At 54.3% G+C, this 15,896-nt stretch carries 14 protein-coding genes; 6 read left to right on the forward strand and 8 right to left on the reverse strand.

The genetic code is table 11. The features are described from left to right. Positions 1-46 precede the first annotated feature (46 nt). A complete protein-coding gene (locus tag IEW52_RS02565) occupies positions 47-1,390 on the reverse strand; it encodes an NCS2 family permease (protein ID WP_188628512.1) in 1,344 nt (447 codons plus the stop codon). Positions 1,391-1,480: 90 nt separating this feature from the next. Further along, entirely contained in the window at positions 1,481-1,837 is a 357-nt protein-coding gene (gene uraH / locus IEW52_RS02570; protein WP_188628513.1) for a hydroxyisourate hydrolase, read from the reverse strand. Positions 1,838-2,246: 409 nt separating this feature from the next. On the opposite strand from uraH, the gene puuE reads away from it, so the two are divergent. Genes puuE through IEW52_RS02585 form a run of 3 tightly spaced genes read left to right on the forward strand, consistent with a single transcriptional unit; the run spans position 2,247 to position 4,244 of the window. Further along, complete coding sequence (gene puuE, locus IEW52_RS02575) at positions 2,247-3,167, forward strand: allantoinase PuuE (RefSeq protein ID WP_188628514.1); 921 nt, start codon at positions 2,247-2,249, stop codon at positions 3,165-3,167. After that, positions 3,167-3,682 (forward strand): 2-oxo-4-hydroxy-4-carboxy-5-ureidoimidazoline decarboxylase, encoded by a 516-nt coding sequence (gene uraD, locus IEW52_RS02580; protein WP_188628515.1) that lies wholly within the window; start codon positions 3,167-3,169, stop codon positions 3,680-3,682. The genes puuE and uraD overlap by 1 nt, the downstream gene beginning before the upstream one ends. Before the next feature lie 52 nt (positions 3,683-3,734). Then, positions 3,735-4,244: an ureidoglycolate lyase gene (locus tag IEW52_RS02585; protein ID WP_229667762.1), complete on the forward strand. Its 510-nt coding sequence runs from the start codon at positions 3,735-3,737 to the stop codon at positions 4,242-4,244. Between the two features lie 253 nt (positions 4,245-4,497). Here the strand turns inward: IEW52_RS02585 and IEW52_RS02590 are convergent, their stop codons facing one another. Then, a complete protein-coding gene (locus IEW52_RS02590; RefSeq protein WP_188628516.1) occupies positions 4,498-5,562 on the reverse strand; it encodes an AI-2E family transporter in 1,065 nt (354 codons plus the stop codon). A gap of 139 nt (positions 5,563-5,701) precedes the next feature. Then, positions 5,702-7,372: a methyl-accepting chemotaxis protein gene (locus IEW52_RS02595; protein ID WP_188628517.1), complete on the reverse strand. Its 1,671-nt coding sequence runs from the start codon at positions 7,370-7,372 to the stop codon at positions 5,702-5,704. Between the two features lie 230 nt (positions 7,373-7,602). Between IEW52_RS02595 and IEW52_RS02600 the strand changes: the two genes are divergently transcribed. Next, positions 7,603-9,522 carry an alkaline phosphatase D family protein gene (locus IEW52_RS02600; protein WP_188628518.1) on the forward strand — a complete coding sequence of 640 codons (1,920 nt, stop codon included), beginning with the start codon at positions 7,603-7,605 and terminating at the stop codon, positions 9,520-9,522. Between the two features lie 184 nt (positions 9,523-9,706). On the opposite strand, the gene IEW52_RS02605 is transcribed toward IEW52_RS02600, so the two are convergent. The 4 genes from IEW52_RS02605 to IEW52_RS02620 are packed head-to-tail and all read right to left on the reverse strand — an operon-like array spanning position 9,707 to position 13,933. Then, positions 9,707-11,272: a BCCT family transporter gene (locus IEW52_RS02605; protein WP_188628519.1), complete on the reverse strand. Its 1,566-nt coding sequence runs from the start codon at positions 11,270-11,272 to the stop codon at positions 9,707-9,709. A gap of 21 nt (positions 11,273-11,293) precedes the next feature. After that, positions 11,294-12,409 (reverse strand): mandelate racemase/muconate lactonizing enzyme family protein, encoded by a 1,116-nt coding sequence (locus tag IEW52_RS02610; RefSeq protein WP_188628520.1) that lies wholly within the window; start codon positions 12,407-12,409, stop codon positions 11,294-11,296. A 10-nt stretch (positions 12,410-12,419) separates the two neighbouring features. Continuing rightward, positions 12,420-13,598 carry a UxaA family hydrolase gene (locus IEW52_RS02615; RefSeq protein ID WP_188628521.1) on the reverse strand — a complete coding sequence of 393 codons (1,179 nt, stop codon included), beginning with the start codon at positions 13,596-13,598 and terminating at the stop codon, positions 12,420-12,422. Continuing rightward, positions 13,595-13,933 carry an SAF domain-containing protein gene (locus IEW52_RS02620; RefSeq protein ID WP_188628522.1) on the reverse strand — a complete coding sequence of 113 codons (339 nt, stop codon included), beginning with the start codon at positions 13,931-13,933 and terminating at the stop codon, positions 13,595-13,597. The genes IEW52_RS02615 and IEW52_RS02620 overlap by 4 nt, the downstream gene beginning before the upstream one ends. Positions 13,934-14,137: 204 nt before the next feature. On the opposite strand from IEW52_RS02620, the gene IEW52_RS02625 reads away from it, so the two are divergent. Both IEW52_RS02625 and IEW52_RS02630 read left to right on the forward strand, forming a co-directional pair. Further along, positions 14,138-14,848: a GntR family transcriptional regulator gene (locus IEW52_RS02625; protein WP_188628523.1), complete on the forward strand. Its 711-nt coding sequence runs from the start codon at positions 14,138-14,140 to the stop codon at positions 14,846-14,848. Between the two features lie 74 nt (positions 14,849-14,922). Further along, positions 14,923-15,741 carry a DUF2797 domain-containing protein gene (locus tag IEW52_RS02630; RefSeq protein WP_188628524.1) on the forward strand — a complete coding sequence of 273 codons (819 nt, stop codon included), beginning with the start codon at positions 14,923-14,925 and terminating at the stop codon, positions 15,739-15,741. Positions 15,742-15,896: the final 155 nt, after the last annotated feature.

Raw genomic sequence — 15,896 nt, forward strand, 5'->3', positions numbered from 1 at the left:
CGGCCATGGCCGCCCTTGGTATGGGTATCTATTTCTCGATACGTACTTACATATAAATAAACTTGGCGATGAAGATGGCGCTTAGCACATAGACACCAATGGACACCTGACGGGCCTGGCCGGTCGCCAGCTTCAAGATGGCGTAGCTGACAAAGCCCATGGCAATCCCGTTGGCAATGGAAAAGGTCAGCGGCATCATCAGGGCGGTAATGGCGGCGGGGGCCATTTCGGTGTAATCGTCCCATTCTATCTTGGCCAGGCTGCTCATCATGGCGAAGGCGACATAGAGCAGAGCGCCGGCGGTAGCATAAGCCGGGATCATGCCCGCCAGGGGTGCCAGAAACATGGAGAACAGAAACAGTGCGGCTATGGTCACGGCGGTAAGACCGGTTCGGCCACCGGCGGCCACACCTGCAGCACTTTCTACATAACTGGTTACCGGTGGGCAACCCACGAAAGTACCGATGACCGAGGAGGCGCTATCGGCTTTCAGCGATTTTTTCAGCCCTTCAATCGAGCCGTCCGGACGGCGCAGATTGGCGCGCTCAGCTACCCCCATCAGAGTACCGGCGGTGTCGAACATGTTGACGAATAAAAACGACAGTATGATGGTGATCATGCCCACATCGAGTGCGCCCATGATATCCAGCTTCATGAAGGTGGGCGCTATGCTGGGCGGCATGGCGAACACACCGTTATATTCCACTATGCCCATCAGCCACCCTGCTAGGGTGACGCCGAGCACGCCGATCAGCACGGCACCGAATATCCTGAGATAGGCCAGAATGGAAATCACCAGGAAGCAGGCGGCTGCCAGCCAGGCGCTGGGCTGGGTCATGTCACCCAGGGTGACCATGGTGGCCGAGCTGGGAACGACGATACCGGCGGTTTTAAGACCGATAAGACCCAGAAAAAGCCCTACACCTGCCGTCATGGCGAAGCGCAGCGACTCGGGAATGGCCTCGAGCACCCATTCGCGAATCTTCCAAAAACTCATGGCGGTAAAAATCACGCCAGACCAGAACACAGCACCCAGTGCTATCTCCCAGCTATAACCCATTTCACCCACGACGGTGAAAGCAAAAAAAGCGTTAAGGCCCATACCCGGAGCCAGACCTACTGGCCAGTTGGCGTACAGTCCCATGAACAGTGTGGCAATGGCGGCGCCAATACAGGTGGCCACGAACACGGCACCGGCATCCATACCCGAGGCAGCCATGATATTGGGGTTAACAAAAATGATGTAGGCCATGGTGATAAAGGTAGTTAAACCGGCCACCAGCTCGGTTTTTACCGAAGTACCATGTTCTTTTAGCTTGAACAGTTTTTCCAGCAGGCCTGCGGACTCTGTGGATGCTTGCTGCGTTATTTCATTTTTGGCATTTTCCATAGCCGGATGTCCTCGATAGTTTAAATGGCAAACTGCCAATGCCGAGCAAGATTCCGTATGCCGGCATTGGCAGATGCTGCCTACTACCCGTTAGCTGCCTCTGTAAGTAGAGTAGCTGTAGGGAGAGATAAGCAGGGGTACATGATAGTGTTCCTGACCTTCGGCCAGACCGAAACGAATAACAACGTCATCCAGAAAGGCGGGCTCAAGCAGTTCAACACCTTGCTTGCGCAGGTAGGTACCAGTGTGGAAAACCAGCTGATATTTACCTGGCACATAATCCGCGCCTTCCAGCACAGGTGCATCGGTACGGCCATCACTGTTGGTATAAACAGTGTTGATTAAAGTGGTTTTTTCACCCTCTTCAACGCGGTACAGCTCGATTTTAATATCTGAACCAGGCTGGCCTTTAGAAGCGTCGAGGATATGTGTAGTTAATCTTCCCATTTTCAGTTACCTTGCGCGAATTACGCGTCTCCATTGATTCAAGGTACTGCCTTCGCGATCTATAATGGCTTGCAGTATGTTGCCAGGCACATATAAAGAAGCTGCGACGACAGAACTAATTTTACATCAAGATAATCTTTGTTGTCTACATGCCGTTAACATAAAGTTGACTTAAAAGTCACATTTTTGCCGAAGGCTGCACTAACGCCGCTATCTTGATGAATGAGGATTGTCTTTGCTTTGCTAGCCCAAAGCAAGATAAGCTGTAAGATCTGATACAAAAAGCAAACCTGTTATTTACATAGATCGATTTTATTGTATACAATAAAATCGATCTATGACTGGCCAGCCCTCTGCAAATTCTTGTCTCGCGGCTGGTACCCTAACCTGCGTTTCAAGGAGTTTTCTGATGAGCCAAAAAAACGACTATCCCCGCGATCTTGCTGGGTATGGCGCTAATCCGCCGCATCCTCAGTGGCCTAACAAGGCCCGCATTGCCATCAACTTTGTACTGAACTACGAAGAAGGTGGTGAGCGTAACGTATTGCACGGTGATGGCGAGTCTGAAGCCTTCCTGTCTGAAATGCCCACCGCCGTGGCTTTTCCCGATGCTCGCCACATGAGCATGGAGTCTATCTACGAATACGGTAGCCGTGCCGGCGTGTGGCGTTTGTTGCGTTTGTTCAAGCGCTACAACATTCCCATGACTATTTTTGCCGTGGCCACTGCCATCGAGCGTTACCCCGAGATCGCCAAGGCATTCATGGCTGAAGGTCATGAAATCTGCTCTCACGCTTATAAGTGGATCTCTTATCAGTTCATGAGCGAAGAAGAAGAGCGCGAGCACTACCATAAAGCGATGGAAATCTTCGAGCGCGTGTGTGGCCAGCGTCCACAAGGCTGGTATACCGGCCGCGATAGCCCCAACACCCGCAAGATTGTCATGGAAGACGAAGGCATACTGTACGATTCTGATTCCTACGCCGATGACCTGCCTTACTGGGTAGACAACAACGGCAAGGGCCACCTGGTGGTCCCGTATGTCATGGATACCAACGACATGCGTTTTGGCCTGAATGGCTACAACAACGGCGAAGAGTTCTTCCAGTATCTGAAAGACTCGTTCGACGTGTTGTATGAAGAGGGAGCCGAAGCGCCGAAGATGCTTTCTATTGGTATGCACTGTCGTATATTGGGTCGTCCCGGACGTATGGCTGGCCTTGAGCGCTTCATCAAGTATGCTCGTAGCCACGACCATGTGTGGTTTACCCGCCGTATCGACATTGCCAACCATTGGCATGAGAACCACCCATATGAAGGAAACAAGTAATGAGCCGTTTTACTACCTGTACGCCTAGCACTATGGGCCGCGACGAGTTCGTGGCTGCATTCGCCGACATCTACGAGCACTCTCCCTGGGTTGCCGAGCAGACTTACGATCAAGGCCTGACTGCGGAAGATGACAACATTGAGCACCTGCACAGCCGTATGGCTGCAGTTATGAGCAATGCTGACAAGCAGGCTCAGCTCGACCTGATCAATGCTCACCCGGACTTGGCCGGTAAAGCCGCCCAGCGCGGCGAATTGACCGAAGCCTCTACCAGCGAGCAGGCCGGTGCCGGCATCAGCGAGTGCAACGCGGAAGAATTTGCCCGTTTCACCGAGCTGAACAATGCCTACAAGGAAAAGTTCCAGTTTCCGTTCATCATGGCAGTCAGGGGTTCTAACCGTCATCAGATTCTGGCGGCATTCGAAGAGCGTATTCATAACGACTACGACACCGAATTTGCGCGCGCGGTAAAAGAAATCAATAGAATAGCCGAGTTTCGTTTAAGCGCTATGTAATAAGGGACGCGGGGTGCTGGTCACCCCGCTTTTATGTTTTTCGGAGGAAGCAATGATTAAGACTCTTAAAATAGAGCCACTGACAAAAGAAGCATTCGCCCCTTTTGGTGATGTCATCGAGTCTGAAGGCCGTGATCACTTCATGATCAACAACGGCTCTACCCAGCGTTACCACAACCTGGGTGAAGTGCAGCTGGACGAACAAGGCCAGGGCATTATCAGCATTTTCCGCGCCAAGACGTTGGAATATCCGCTGCAAGTTAAAATGCTGGAGCGTCACCCTTTTGGGTCTCAATCATTCATTCCGTTGTTTGGTCACGAATTTTTGCTGGTGGTTGCCCCCGTGGGTGATGGCAGCCTGAATATCGACCCAAGCACGGTACGTGCTTTCCGAGCCAATGCTCGCCAGGGCGTGAACTATCACAGAGGCGTATGGCATCACCCCATTATGGCGCTGCGTGATGACGACGAGTTCCTGGTAGTCGATCGCACCGGTCCGGGCAACAACTGTGATGAATTCTTCTTTGACGAGTCCATCCAGCTTAGCGTTGAGCTAGACTAAGTTATCTGTATTTTCCTCTTGCCGCCTGGCAAGAGGAAGCCAGTCCTTTCGGGCAGCTTGAAGCCATCAGCTTTCAGCGAACAGCCAAGATAAGCCCCAAGTATTACCCCTTCCGCACACAAAAAACTGCAGACTTACTTTGTTTTGCGTATTGCGCCGCTGGCGTAAACTCTTGTTTTATCTAAAGAGTATCGAGCTTTCAAGATGGTGCTATTGTTTTTGTGCGAATGAAATCGCCCCTGAATAATACCGCTTACGGCTCGTCTTCATAGGGATCCTGATCATTGAATTCCCGCATGAAAATATCCCACACCACCAAGAATAGCGCCGCCACCAGCGGGCCAATCACGAAGCCATTAATCCCCATCAGACTTAAGCCGCCCAGGGTGGAAAACAGCACCAGATAGTCGGGTAGCTTGGTGTCGCGCCCGACCAGCAACGGGCGTAACACGTTATCGGCCAGGCCAATGACCAGTGCACCAAAGGCCACTAAAATGGAAGCCGACACCCATTCGCCGGTGCCATACAGATACAAGGCCACGGGCAGCCATACCAGACCAGCGCCAACCGCCGGAATAAGGGATAAAAAAGCCATCACCACTCCCCATAGCAGAGGGCCGGGTATCGACAGCGCCCAAAAAATAAGGCCGCCCAGGGCGCCCTGTACCATGGCCACCACTATGTTGCCTTTTACCGTGGCACGGGTGACTTCAGAGAACTTGCTGAATAACTTGCGCTCGCGGGCATCGCCCAATGGCAGGGCGCGGACCATTAACTCAATTAACTGGCGGCCATCGCGCAACAAAAAGAAGCTTAAATACAACATCAAGGCGGAGTTAATAATAAAACTGAAGGTGATCTGACCGGCTCCCAGGGCTTTTTCTGCCATGACTTTACTGGCCGACACCGCAGCTTTGGACAGGGTTTCGTGAATATTGCCCAGATTGAACCCCAAACGATCAAACAGCTCGGGTACCACAGGAAAGGCGTTGCGCATTTGCTCCAGCCAGTCGGCGGGATTGATTTCGCCTTTATCGATACGCTGGTAAAGCGTCAGCCCTTCCTGGATGAAGGTGGTGGCGATTAACAAGATGGGCAATACCACTATCACCACACAAATCAACAGCGTGAGCAGAGCCACCCGGTTGGGCTTATCACCGATCAGGCGCGCAATGCGGTCTTGCAAAGGATTAAAAATAACGCTGATGGCACAGGCCCAGAAAATGGCGCCCCAGAAGGGTTTGAGCAGCAACACGAACAACAGGCTGACCAACAGCAGAATAAAAAGAAAAGAGCGTTGCTCGAGTTTTTCGCGCATACAAATAAGATCCCTGAGAAGACATTATGCTCATGGTAAGGAAGGATCAGATAATAGGCTACTGATTTGGAAGTAAATAATGCGCGCCAGCCCGAGGGCTGGCGCAAAGTGTCGTCGAGTGGTGTGTATGGGGCTGATCTTATTGGGTGCGATAACGGCCAACCAGTTGTTGCAGGTTCGCAGCCAACTCGCCAACCTGCTGGCTGGTTTCGCTGGCGGCCCGCGAGCCGGCATTGGTCTGCTCGGTAATGGCGACTATCTGGTGCACATTGACATTAATATTTTCCGATACCTGGGTTTGTTCTTCGGCGGCACTGGCAATTTGCTCGTTCATGCAGTTGATGGTGTTCACGGCGCTGCTGATATCAAGCAGTGCCGCATCAATACGCTGTGCTTCGGTGACCGTATGGCTGCTGCCTTCGCGAATCTGCTCTATGGCCTGTACGGCCTCTTTGGCACCTTGCTGCAGGCGACTAATCATGTTGTGTATTTCTTCAGTGCTGCTTTGGGTTCTGCCTGCCAGGGTACGTACTTCGTCGGCCACGACCGCAAAGCCTCGGCCTTGTTCTCCGGCTCGCGCCGCTTCAATGGCCGCGTTCAGTGCCAGCAGGTTGGTTTGTTCGGCAATGCCGCGGATCACATCCAGCACCGAGCCTATCTGTTCCGACTCCAGTCCCAGTCGCTGTATGATGTCTACGCCACTGGCTACCTGAGTTTCCAGACCATTAATCACGGTAATGGTTTCTTTCAGCAACTGCTGGGCATCGGTAACCTGATTCTGAGCCTGATTAGCGGCCTCGGCGGCCTGTGCCGCACTGGCGGCGACTTCCTGGGCAGTGGCCGACATTTCATTCATGGCGGCGGCCAGCTGATCGCTCTCGTGATACTGGCGACCAATTCCTTCTTCTGTCTCTTCCATAAAGCGTTGCAGCTTGCTGCTGGCCTGCTGCAGGGTATCCGCCGACTGACGGGTATTTTGTACCAGACTGCTGATTTGGCCGGCAAAGGTGTTGAAAGACGAGGCCAGCACACCCAGCTCGTGACCCTGATCGCCGTTAAGCCGGCGCGTTAAATCACCTTCGCCCTGGGCGATGTCTTCCATGGTGGAAACAGCCTGGCGAAGCGGGGCGTGAATACTGCGCACCAATACCAGCGCAATGGCACCAATAAATGCCAGCAGCAAGATGGCGGACAGGCCCGAGTTGATCAATCCCTGCCGTACCGACTGAGATAACTCCTGCTCCAGCTGGGCAACGGTGGCCTGCAGATCATCGATATAAAAGCCGGTACCCAATAACCAGTCGGTACCGGGAATGGGGGTGATGTTGGCCAGCTTGGGGGCACCCTGCTGGGTGTCCGGCTTGGGCCAGCTGTATTCAATATAACCGCCGCCCTGGCGACCCAGCGCTACATATTCCTGTACCAGATGACGACCGTCCGGGCTGGTGGAGTCCAGATAATTATTGTTCTCCCGGGCCGGATTGTCGGCACTCACAATTTGTACTCCCTTGCTGTTATACACAAAAAAGTAACCGGTGCCGTCGTCGAAGCGCAAGCGGCGCAGTTGTGCCTTGGCGGCCTCTGTCTCGCCGCGTTGCAGTAAAGGACTGATGCCGCTAACGGCCAGTTCCATATAACTGGCCAACTGCTGCTTGCGGGCATCGAGCAGTGAGCGATGCAAGCTGTCACCACTTAACTGCTTGAGGCGCAACGATTGATTGACATTAATCCAGGTGCTTACGGCGGCCAGTAATAATAATGGCAACAGCGCCAGTAGCAGTATTTTTTGCCTGATTGATAGTCGATTCATCCTTGACCTCGTTGTGTTAATGCTTGTTTACAATCTTGTATCATTTTGTGTTCTGGAAGTCATTGATTCAGATCCAGGAATAAGAGATTGTTCATAAAATAGTGGCTCGGTTGCTGATAAAACAAGCGGCCGGAATCGACGCAGCGTTAAGGGGAGAGTGACGGGCGATCTTTTCAAGCGGGCCGCTGCCCCGTTATGATGCCATTACTATTCCATTCATCGGGTATCTTATGAGTTCGACCATTTTAGCTGGCCCCGTATTACGCCGCGCCAGCGGCGATCGGTTGGTATTCTGGCTGGCTAGCCGAACATCATTGCAGTTTCGTTTGCAGTTCCCCCTCGCTCCCCAGTTGGGGGGGCGCCCTCATCTGGAACAACAGCAGCTGCGAGTGGGGGAGCATTGCTTCATGCAGTTGTTGGATATCAAACTGGCGGAGGAACTGCCGAGCGACACCCTGATTGCTTATGATCTGCAATGGCGCCAGGAAGAGCATGAACCGTGGCAGAGCATGGCCGACTGGGCGCCGGAACTGTGTTACCCCGAAGAAACCTTTCCTCAATTGGTGATCCGCAGTCGAATAGATGCCATGTTGCACGGCTCTTGCCGCAAGCCCCATCACGCCGCGCCCGACGGCCTGGTGGCGGCTGATGGCTGGTTGGCGCAATGTCATGGCGAGCCACTCAGTCGCCCTGTGTTGCTGATGCTGAGTGGCGATCAGATTTATGCCGATGATGTGGCCGGCCCCATGTTGACGGCGATTCATCAACTGATTGAGGAACTGGGCCTGTATTCGGAAACGCTGGACGGCGCCCTGGTGGCGAACAGCGCCGAGCTGTTCGCCAGTCCGTTGAACTACTATCGGCGCAGTGAGCTGTTGCCGAGCAATAATGAAGACAATCAATCGCTGAAAAAGCGTTTTTTTGAAGGTGCACGCAAGCCTATTTTTACCACCAGCAGCGCCGATAATCATTTGATTACTCTGGCCGAAGTGCTGGCCATGTATCTGCTGGTATGGTCGCCCACGCCCTGGCAGTCGCTCACCGAGCAACAACCGCAACTGAGCCCAGAGCGACAGCAACAATACCAGCTTGAACGCGAGCGGTTGGTGGCGTTTGTGGAAGGCTTGCCAGCGGTACGGCGTTTGCTGGCCCATGTGCCGACCCTGATGATGTTTGACGATCACGATGTGACCGATGACTGGAACCTGACCGCGGCCTGGGAAGCCAGCGCCTACGGGCATCCATTTTCGCGTCGTATTATTGGCAATGCGCTGGTGGGATACTTGATGTGCCAGGGCTGGGGCAATGATCCCGATGCGTTTGCCGATGAGCCGATGGCGCTGTTGCACGCCTGGAGTGAACAGCCAACGGCAGCGCGTCAGGATCAGCTGATTGATCACTTGCTCTCTTTTGAACACTGGCAATACAGCTTGCCTACCAGCCCCAAATTGCTGGTGCTGGATACCCGCACCCGACGCTGGCGGGCCGAGACTAATTTGGCGCAACCCTCCGGCCTAATGAACTGGGAGGCGCTGACCGAGCTGCAGGGCGAGCTGTTGAATCACGATGCGGTGATCATCGTCTCGCCAACGCCGGTATTCGGGGTAAAGCTGATTGAGGTGATCCAGAAAATGTTCACCTGGTGTGGCAAGCCGTTGCTGGTGGATGCGGAAAACTGGATGGCCCACAAAGGGACCGCCAATGTGATTCTGAATATCTTTCGTCATGCCCGTACTCCCGCCAACTATGTGGTGCTCTCGGGTGATGTGCATTACTCCTTTATGTATGACATTAAATTGCGTCACCGAGGCGGAGAGCCGCATATCTGGCAGATCACCAGCAGCGGCATCAAAAACGAGTTTCCGACCCGGCTGCTGGACGTGCTGGACCGACTCAACCGCTGGCTCTATGCCCCCCGCTCGCCGCTGAACTGGTTTACCCGCAGGCGACGACTGGAGATAACGCCGCATCCGCCGGTGTCGGCGTCAAAGGGTGAACGATTGCTGAACCGTTCCGGCATTGGTTATGTGCGTTTCAACGAAGCGGGCGAGCCGGTGCTGGTGCAGCAGATTACCCATGATGGCGCAGTCGAGTTTGTCGCCGATACAAGGCTAGAGCCACTACCGGCTCTGCGCCGGGAAGCACGCTGAGCTTATGCTGAAGCGCTTAGTCACGGTAAAAATCAATACCAGCTTCTATGCTCCTCAGATGCAGGGCGATGTGAGCAAGGCGTGGAAGTGAATGCGCGCCATGGATTGTGTCACGGTAGTTCTACATGAAAAAGGGCAGAAGCTTGCGCTTCTGCCCTTTCAAATACGGTGTTCAGCCGCTGATTCAGTCGGCCGGTGCCGATATCACGGCCGGTTGTTCCACCGCTTGCGCTGGTTGTGCATTCACGGTTTCCCGGCTATTTATCCAGTGGAAGAAGCCGTACAGCATAATGAAGATCACCACCATCAGTGGCAGCGAGGTGACGATGGCCAGGGTTTGCACCGTGCTGAGCGGGGCGTCAATAAACATCATGGCCAGGGGTACCGCCGCCAGGATCAGACACCAGAACAGACGCAACGAGGTGGGTGGATTGGCATTTTCATCCAGCTGGTTTGCCGCCGTCGCTGCCAGGGTAAAGGAAGCAGAATCCAGCGTGGTGGCCAGAAACAGAATCGACATGACCGCAAACATCACAATAAACAGCGAACTGAACGGCAATGTCTTCATCACCGCCACCACGGTGGCGGAGCCGCCGACGGTGGTGAGTGACTCGGTCAGGTTGAGCAGTTCATTGAGGTGCGCACTCATGCTGAAGCTGCCCAGCACACCAAAGAAGATGAAGCAGCCGGCACTGCCACCCAGCACCATGCTGGCGATCACTTCTCTCAGAGTGCGACCGGCAGACACCTTGGTAACAAACAGCGCCATAAAGGGTACATAGGTCATCCAGTAGGCCCAGTAGAACACGGTCCAGGAGGTCGGGAAGGAGCCGCCTTCAACCGGATCGGTCCACAGGCTCATGCGAATGAAGTTCTGTAGCATCAGGCCATAACCATTGACCGTTTGATCAATGATAAAGGTGGTGGGGCCAATCAGCAGAATCGACACCACAAACAGGATAGCCAGCTTGGTGTTCATGTCGCTGAGTTTGGCCATGCCCTTTTCAATGCCGACGTAGGAGCTGATGGTAAACAGGGCGGTGATAAACAGCATCAGCCCCACGTTCATGGCGAAGCTGCTTTTGGTGCCCAGCAGAGAGGCGATGCCCTCGGTCACCATGGGTACGCTCAGACCCAGGGTAATCCCCATGGCGCCCACACAACTGAAGATAAAGATGGTGTCGATGACCTTGCCCACAGCCGCATTGTAGAAACGGCCCATGATGCTTTCGCACACCGCGCTCAGTTTGAGCTGGGGGTTCTTGCGCACGTGAAAGGAATAGGCCACGGGCAGCGAGGCGAGACAATACAGGGACCAGGCCGAAATGCCCCAGTGGAACATGTTGTAACCGGTGGCCCACTCGGCCGCCTGAGACGAATAGGGCTCGATACCATAAGGGGGATCCATGTAATAGTAGCCCCATTCCAGAAAGGCCCAGTACACGGTGGCCGAGCCCAGTCCGGCGCAGATCATCATCGACAGATAGGTGAAAAATCCGTACTGGGGCTTGCCGTCGCCCAGACGAATGGCACCATGCTTGCTGAGAGCAATCCACGCCAGAACGATCACGCTGAAAAAGCCGAACAGCAGGTAAAGCGAGCCGAAGTGGTCGGTAATCATACTGAACAGCAGCTTGGCAATGGCATTGCCCTGTTCGGGATAAATGGACAGCCCGGCCACGATAAACAGAATCGTGGAGAGGCTAATCAGCATCAAGGGCTTATCTATGTTTCTCTTTTCGTGTTTCATAACTAATGATTCCATCCATGCTTATGCTCTGTAACGCTCAATAATGTCTTCATTGAGCTCGATCCCCAGTCCGGGCTTGTTTGGAACGGGGACATAACCGTTTTCAAACGGCAAACCATTCGCCACCAAATCGGTGAACAGGGGGCTTTGACTCTGTGAGTATTCCATCAGGGTGCCGTGTTCACTGGCTGCGAGAAAATGCACCGATGCAGCCAGCAGAATGCCGGTGCTGAACCCGTGGGGCACCAGCTGAACGCCGTACATCTGGGCCAGGTCATAGATCTTTTTCATTTCGGTGATGCCGCCGCAGCGAGTGATATCCGGCTGCACGATATCTACCCGGGAATGCTCGAGAAAGTGTTTGAACTCGTAACGCGTGGTCAGCGACTCGCCACCGGCGATTTTGGCCCGTACCTTGCCGGCCAGCTTGCTGTAACCGGCCAGATCATCGGCCAGTACCGGTTCTTCTATCCAGTTGAGATTGAAGGGTTCCAGCTTTTCGGCCATAAAGGCGGCGTGACCCGAGGTACGCCACTTCGAGGCCAGGTCGATCTGCACCTCGATATGCTCGCCAACGGCTTCGCGGACATGCTTCACTATCTGATAATCCGTTTCCGGATCATCGCCAAATACACCACCGCCGAACTTGATGCTGGTAAAGCCCTGCTTGACCAGACCGGCGGCAATGGCGCGGTTGTCTTCCGGCCGTGGGGCAGGAATGAAGGTGCCGTATGCCTTGATGCGGTCGCGGTACTTGCCACCGAGCAGAGTATGTAAGGGCACATCATAAAACTGGCCGGCGATGTCCCACAGGGCAATATCAATGGCGCTGATGGCATGAATGCCAGCACCGCGGCGGCCAAAGTAGTTTGATGCCCAGTACATCTTGTTCCACAGCCGCTCTATTTCCAGCGGGTTTTCACCGATCAACAGCGACTTGAGGCCGTAGCTGTACAGATTGGACTGGGATGTTTCGATGCAGGCCCTGACCACCTCGGGCGAGCTATCGGCTTCGCCGATGCCGATCAGGCCGGTGTCGGTATGTACCTTGACGATGACGGCATCCTCACCCCATTCGCACTCCTGATCCGGTGCGGGCACCCGCAGGCAGATCACTTCAATATTCGTAATTTGCATGAGTTTCTCTTTATACCGGTTGTGAGCGGAGCAGCGTTTCCAGGCGCTGGTCTTTTTGATAAAGGGAGCAAAAGGCAAAACCGACCTCTTCGATGGCCGTTTTTTCTCCCTGAATGACCTGGCTCAGGCTGTTCAGCACCTCGGTGGCTGCCTGTTCGACACTCAGGGTGGCAGACATGATGCCGCTGACATTCACGTCTATGTCTTCGGTGATCAGTGACGCATTTCCGCTGACGCGAGTGACCGGCACTATCGGGTTGCTAAAGCCGGCCCCGCCGGTGGTCCACAGGATCACCTGGGCACCCAGCGCCGCAAAATGCATGCCGGCCGCACCACACAGGTGGGTGGTTTCGGAAAGGTACATGCCCGGTGCGTGCGGCTTTTCGATACCGGTGGGGGTAATTTGCAGCAGGTCCTGGATCGGGCGGGTACCGGTTTTGTGTAGCGCGCCCAGGGCTTTTTCTTCCAGCGTGGTCAGGCCGCCGATGCTGTTGCCGATGCTCATGGTTTCCACATCGGTACCCGGCACATGCCAGCGGCGCTCTTCCTCGAAGATCAGGCGTTCTATCTTGTCGGCCACGGTGTCGCTGACCGCGCGCCGGCGCAGTATGTCTTCGCAGCCGACAAGCTCGATAAGCTCGCCGGCAACACAGCTCGCCCCCATGTCCACCAGGGTGTCGACCGCCTTGCCCACGGCCGGGTTGGACGCGATGCCGGAACTGGTGTCCGAGCCACCACATTTTACCCCGACCAGCAGCTCGCTGATTGATACAGGTTCAACCGGGACCTCTTTTGCCAGCGCCACCAGCTCCCGGGCCAGGGCGATACCCTGGCGAATGGTTTGGCGAGTGCCGTTGCTCTTGATCACCGGCAAACTGAAGGCCGGCTTACCGGCCTGTTCTACCGGCGTGGTCAGAATGCTCGGATCTATGCTGCCACAGCCCATGTTGAGCACCAGTACGCCTGCCACGTTGGGGTTGAGTGCGGCGCCGATCATCACGTTGACCAACTCTTCATTGCCGCCATACATGCAGGTGTAATGATTGGTGACGATGACGCACTCGCTCACGGTCTGACGAATGGCCTGAGCGATGCCCTCGGCACACTCGTCGATGACCAGAATCAGTATGTGGTTGCGAATGCCTACTTGCCCGTTGGGGCGTCGATATCCCTGAAAAAGCTGCATCATGGGGTCTCTATCCGCATCTGTTGGATAATTTGTTCGATAATGTTTTGCGGAATATCAACCCGGCTGCTGCGTACATTCTGAACATGTACCAGGTCGCCGACCGGGATGGCTTTCACGGCAATGCCCACCGAATACTCCGCTTTGTGAATGGCCTGCTGTGGCGCGATAGTCGTGATCGCTATCTTGTTGCCAAAGGGAATGGCCTGCAGCGCCTTGAATTGACCAACAGACTGATTTTTATCATCAATGACCTCCACTAGCTGATGCTTGTCGGCATCACTCAGCAAGGTGGCAACATTGTCCTGCTGGGCCAAACGAATGGCTTTGATTGTCATTTTTATCTCGTCCCTGTTGTTGATTGTCCTACAATCGGCAGGTGGAGATTATACATTTGTCACAAGCGAGTAACACTGAAATTTCAGTCATTCTGGTCGTATTTGTTTGATTGTCGAACAATATACCTGTGCGTTTGGGGCGATTTTGTGGGCGCAGATACGTTACAATGCGCTGGCATGACTCACCGTAGCGGTTGATAAATAATGAAAAAAATCATCAAAAGTAGCCTGGAAGAGCAAGCCGCCGGGTACCTGCGCGAGCTGATCCTCAGTGGACATTACCGCATGGGAGAAAAACTGGTAGAAAGTGCGCTGGCCAGGGAGCTGGAACTGTCTCGCAGTACCGTGCGCATGGCCCTTAACAATCTGGCCCACGAGGGCATAGTGGTGCAAAAACCCTATGTTGGATGGCAGGTCATCGAGCTGGACGAGCACGATTTATGGGAAATCTTTCATCTCAGGGTTGCCCTGGAAACCCGCTCTGCCTGGCTGGCGGCCGAGCGCCTTACCGATGAGGGACGCCAGCGACTGCAGGGCATGATGGGCGTGTTTCTGCAAAAGGCGGCCGAGCCGAATGTCAGCAGTCAGGAAATGAGCAAGCAGGAACTGAACCTGCACAGCCTGATTGTGGAGCTGAGTGGCAACGGCCGTCTGTATAACATCTATCAGAACGTGGCCAACCAGATGCTGATTTACTTCAACATCGATCTGGTCAGCCAGAATCCACGGGAGATTGCCAGCAGCCATCAGCCGCTGGTGGATGCCATTTGTGCCGGGGATACCGAGCTGGCCGTCAGGCTGGCGGGGGAAAATATCACCACCTTTACCGAGATCGGCGAACGGTTCAAGACCCATGCCTTGTCGGGCCACAAGGCGGTTCAAAACGTGCCTGAATTGACGGAAGAGGGGAAGTGAATGCCTGCCGACAGGACACACTGGCGGGCGGCTGATAGAATGAGCGGCCTACCCAACAGCAACGACAAAGCAGCATGAGCAATCTTACCGGAACCCTGATCAAGATGCCTGGGCAACTGGCTTCTCCCGTGTCCTATCAGCTGGCGCTGGGCGAGCATCGCGTCGATCTTAATCCCCTGCTGGGTCAGACGTTGACCCTGACCCACACCGGCAATATCTACTGCAACGCCTGTGGGCGCAAAACCAGCAAGAGTTATTCCCAGGGGCACTGCTTTCCCTGCATGAAGAAGCTGGCCCGCTGCGACATGTGCGTAATGAAGCCGGAGACCTGTCACTATTTTGAAGGTACCTGCCGCGAGCCCGAATGGGGCGAACAGCACTGCATGGTGGAGCACATCGTCTATCTGGCCAATACCTCGGGTTTGAAGGTGGGTATTACCCGTCACACTCAGGTGCCCACCCGCTGGATCGATCAGGGTGCGACCCAGGCGCTGCCCATTTTACGGGTGGCGACCCGTCAGCTGTCGGGTTTGGTAGAAGTGGCACTGGCCGAGATGGTGGCGGATAAAACCAACTGGCGCGCCATGCTCAAGGGCGGCGAAGCCGATATCGACCTGAAAGCCGAAGCCGCCCGGTTGTTGCCGGAAATAAAGCAGAAGATCGGCGGTCTACTGCTTAAATACGGCGAAGATGCGGTAACCGTGCTGGACGAAGACATAGTGGAACTGAGCTATCCGGTGCTGGAATACCCGACCAAAATCGCCAGCCACAACTTCGACAAGAACCCGGTCGTCTCGGGCACCCTGCTCGGCATCAAGGGCCAGTATCTGATGCTCGACACCGGCGTGATCAATCTGCGTAAATTTACAGGCTATGAAGTCACCCTGGATTAAGTGACTGCTTGGTATCCTTTTATGGCGATACCCTCTTATTTCGGTCTGTTCGAGTCCCTTTTGGCAGGTTTAAATAAAAAACCTACCAAAGCAGTCAAGTTTTTCTTGAGGTTGCCGTTAGCTCTTCACTAAATAATGTAAGTTATCTCACAAAG

The organism is Oceanisphaera marina (assembly GCF_014643915.1).
In the GTDB taxonomy this organism is placed as follows: domain Bacteria; phylum Pseudomonadota; class Gammaproteobacteria; order Enterobacterales; family Aeromonadaceae; genus Oceanimonas; species Oceanimonas marina.

What these genes read in the sequence shown, in the direction of transcription:
- IEW52_RS02565 (WP_188628512.1), bottom strand. Translation starts at nt 1,390, where the DNA reads ATGGAAAATGCCAAAAATGAAATAACGCAGCAAGCATCCACAGAGTCC.
- uraH (WP_188628513.1), bottom strand. Translation starts at nt 1,837, where the DNA reads ATGGGAAGATTAACTACACATATCCTCGACGCTTCTAAAGGCCAGCCT.
- puuE (WP_188628514.1), top strand. Translation starts at nt 2,247, where the DNA reads ATGAGCCAAAAAAACGACTATCCCCGCGATCTTGCTGGGTATGGCGCT.
- uraD (WP_188628515.1), top strand. Translation starts at nt 3,167, where the DNA reads ATGAGCCGTTTTACTACCTGTACGCCTAGCACTATGGGCCGCGACGAG.
- IEW52_RS02585 (WP_229667762.1), top strand. Translation starts at nt 3,735, where the DNA reads ATGATTAAGACTCTTAAAATAGAGCCACTGACAAAAGAAGCATTCGCC.
- IEW52_RS02590 (WP_188628516.1), bottom strand. Translation starts at nt 5,562, where the DNA reads ATGCGCGAAAAACTCGAGCAACGCTCTTTTCTTTTTATTCTGCTGTTG.
- IEW52_RS02595 (WP_188628517.1), bottom strand. Translation starts at nt 7,372, where the DNA reads ATGAATCGACTATCAATCAGGCAAAAAATACTGCTACTGGCGCTGTTG.
- IEW52_RS02600 (WP_188628518.1), top strand. Translation starts at nt 7,603, where the DNA reads ATGAGTTCGACCATTTTAGCTGGCCCCGTATTACGCCGCGCCAGCGGC.
- IEW52_RS02605 (WP_188628519.1), bottom strand. Translation starts at nt 11,272, where the DNA reads ATGAAACACGAAAAGAGAAACATAGATAAGCCCTTGATGCTGATTAGC.
- IEW52_RS02610 (WP_188628520.1), bottom strand. Translation starts at nt 12,409, where the DNA reads ATGCAAATTACGAATATTGAAGTGATCTGCCTGCGGGTGCCCGCACCG.
- IEW52_RS02615 (WP_188628521.1), bottom strand. Translation starts at nt 13,598, where the DNA reads ATGATGCAGCTTTTTCAGGGATATCGACGCCCCAACGGGCAAGTAGGC.
- IEW52_RS02620 (WP_188628522.1), bottom strand. Translation starts at nt 13,933, where the DNA reads ATGACAATCAAAGCCATTCGTTTGGCCCAGCAGGACAATGTTGCCACC.
- IEW52_RS02625 (WP_188628523.1), top strand. Translation starts at nt 14,138, where the DNA reads ATGAAAAAAATCATCAAAAGTAGCCTGGAAGAGCAAGCCGCCGGGTAC.
- IEW52_RS02630 (WP_188628524.1), top strand. Translation starts at nt 14,923, where the DNA reads ATGAGCAATCTTACCGGAACCCTGATCAAGATGCCTGGGCAACTGGCT.